Source organism: Saccharomonospora iraqiensis subsp. iraqiensis, assembly GCF_000430445.1.
In the GTDB taxonomy this organism is placed as follows: Bacteria; Actinomycetota; Actinomycetes; order Mycobacteriales; family Pseudonocardiaceae; genus Saccharomonospora; species Saccharomonospora iraqiensis.
Map to the genome: position 1 here is coordinate 1 of NZ_KE387105.1, position 2553 is coordinate 2553.

General features: G+C 72.7%; 2 protein-coding genes and 1 pseudogene. 2 read left to right on the forward strand and 1 reads right to left on the reverse strand.

The annotated features are described in order from the left end of the window. Positions 1-413, forward strand: a pseudogene (locus tag ACTIR_RS26725) (VOC family protein); the annotation flags it as partial. Positions 414-552: 139 nt separating this feature from the next. On the opposite strand, the gene ACTIR_RS0115190 reads toward ACTIR_RS26725, so the two are convergent. Beyond that, positions 553-2166 (reverse strand): MDR family MFS transporter, encoded by a 1614-nt coding sequence (locus tag ACTIR_RS0115190; protein ID WP_026454920.1) that lies wholly within the window; start codon positions 2164-2166, stop codon positions 553-555. Between the two features lie 141 nt (positions 2167-2307). Between ACTIR_RS0115190 and ACTIR_RS0115195 the strand changes: the two genes are divergently transcribed. Then, a partial coding sequence (locus tag ACTIR_RS0115195; protein WP_026454921.1) for a TetR/AcrR family transcriptional regulator occupies positions 2308-2553 on the forward strand: 246 nt, incomplete at its 3' end.

Below are 2553 nucleotides of genomic sequence, written 5' to 3' on the forward strand. Positions count from 1 at the left end.
CCGCGCGGCACGACCGCGTGCGGATCGCGCTGCACGGCACGGTGCTGCGCCGGGGGGACTGGTCGCCCGCGGTGCCCGACCCCCAGCACATCGCCTTCGCCACCGACGACATCGTGGCCTGCGCCCGGACCGCGCGGGGACGGGGCGCTCCGCTGCTGTCCGTGCCGGACAACTACTACGACGACCTCGAGGCGCGGGTCCGGCTGCCCGACGAGACCCACGCGGCCCTGCGCGAGCACCGCATCCTCTACGACCGGGACGCGGACGGGGAGTACTTCCACTTCTTCACCGAGGTGCTCGGCTCCCGGGTGTTCTTCGAGGTCGTGCAGCGGGTGGGTGACTACGCCGGGTACGGCACGGCCAACGCGCCCGTCCGGATGGCCGCTCACCGCGCCGCCCGGCGCGGTCGGTGAGGCGTCACCCGCGCGGCGCGTACATGATGACCGCGACCCCGACGAGGCAGAGCCCCCGGAACCCTACGCCGGTGGCGGGGCGGGGGACCGCTCGTAGCCGACGGCGACCCGCCGGGTGCCCCGGTTCCAGGGGTCGGTCTCAGCCGCGCACCACGGGGGCGGTCGCCTCCGGATCGGCGTCGGTGCCGGGTGTTGCGGCGTGGTCGGGGTCGAGGTCGAGGCTGGTGCGCAGGTCGGCGGGTTTGAGCGCCAGTGCGGCCAGCACGCCCACCACGGCGATCGCCGTGGAGATCAGGAACAGGTGTCCCGTCGCGTCACCGTAGGCGGTCCGGACGATCTCGCGCACCGGCTCCGGCAGTTCGGCCAGGTTGAGGTTGCTGGTCCCGGCGGTGGCCGGGGCGGGGATGCCCGCCTCGGCCAGGCCCTCGGCGATGTCCCTGTCCACCGTGCGGTCCAGCACCGCGCCCAGCACGGCGATGCCGGTCGTACCGCCGAGCGAGCGGAAGAACGTCACCGACGCGCTCGCCGCACCGACGTCGCGCAGGGCCACGGTGTTCTGCACCGCCAGCACCAGGTTCTGCATGGACAGGCCCACACCGGTGCCGACCAGCAACAGCCCGCCGAACACCACCGGCAGCGGGGTGTCCGGGCCCAGCGTCGACAGCACCCCGAAGCCGGTGACCAGCACGAGCGTGCCCGCCACGATGAACGGCTTCGTCCTGCCGGTGCGGCTGACCAGCAGGCCGGAGACGGTCGAGGCCACCAGCGTGCCCGCCATCATCGGCACCATCATCAGCCCGGCCGCCGTGGGGTCGTACCCGCGCGCCACCTGGAAGTACTGGCCGAGGAACACCGCACCGCCGAACATCGCCATGCCGACGGCGAGGCTGGCCACGATCGCCAGGGCGGGTGTGGGTTGCCGCAGGATGTGCAGTGGGACGATCGGTTCGGCGGCGCGCGACTCCCACCACACCGCGACCGTCAGGATCGCCAGGGCCGAGCCCGCCAGCACCGCCGTCTGCCAGGACAGCCATCCGAACGAACCGTCCACGAACGACACCCAGATCAGCAGGACGCTCACGCCCGTACCGACGAGCACCGCACCCGGGTAGTCGACACGGACCTCCGCGCGCCCGCGCACCACCGGAAGATGCAGCGTCCGGTGCAACACGACCAGCGCGACGGCGGAGAACGGCACGCCGAGGAAGAAGCACCAGCGCCACCCCAGCCACGACACGTCGGTCACCAGTCCGCCGAGCAGGGGCCCGCTCACCGTGGCCAGCGCCATGACCGCGCCGAGCACGCCGTTGTACCGGCCGCGCTCCTTCGGCGGGATCATCGCCGCGATCACCGCCTGCACCAGCGCCTGCAGGCCGCCGACGCCGAGCCCCTGGACGGCGCGGGCCGCGATCAGCTGCCCCGGGTCCTGCGCGAACCCGCTCACCAGGGAACCGACCAGGAACACCGAGATCACGACCTGGGTCAGCCGCTTCTTGCTGTAGAGGTCGGACAGTTTCCCCCAGATCGGGGTGGACGCGGTCGCGGCGAGCAGCGTCGCGGTGACCACCCAGGTGTACTGGGTCTGGGTGCCGTTGAGCGAACCGATGATCCGGGGCAGCGCGACCGAGACGATGGTCGAGCTGGTCATCGCGACGAACAACGCGAGCAGCAGCCCGGTGAGGGCCTTGAGCACCTCCCCGCGGCGGGGGGAGGACCCGGTGTCGTCGGTGGACGCGGTCGTGGGGCTGGTCACACGGTCTCCGGGACGGTCGGACCTCGCGGTCGGGACGGACGGTGGCGGACGGCGCCACCCCGGTCGACTGTCCGGGAAATTTGCCCAGTGGGCAAGTTTGCGCGTTGAGAATCACACCGGTCGAGGAATTACGATCGTCCCGTGGACGACACCGGACCGGGACTGCGCGAACGCAAGAAGCGGGCGACGAAGCGCGCGCTGCACGAGGCCGCGATGCGGCTCGCCCTGCGGGACGGGTACGACCAGCTCACCGTGGAGGCCGTCGCCGACGCGGCGACGGTCTCCCGGCGCACCTTCTCCAACTACTTCGCGGGCAAGGAGGAGGCGCTGCTGCACGGCGAGCGCACCCGGCTCGCCCGCCTGCTCGCCGCGGTGGCGGCCCGGCCC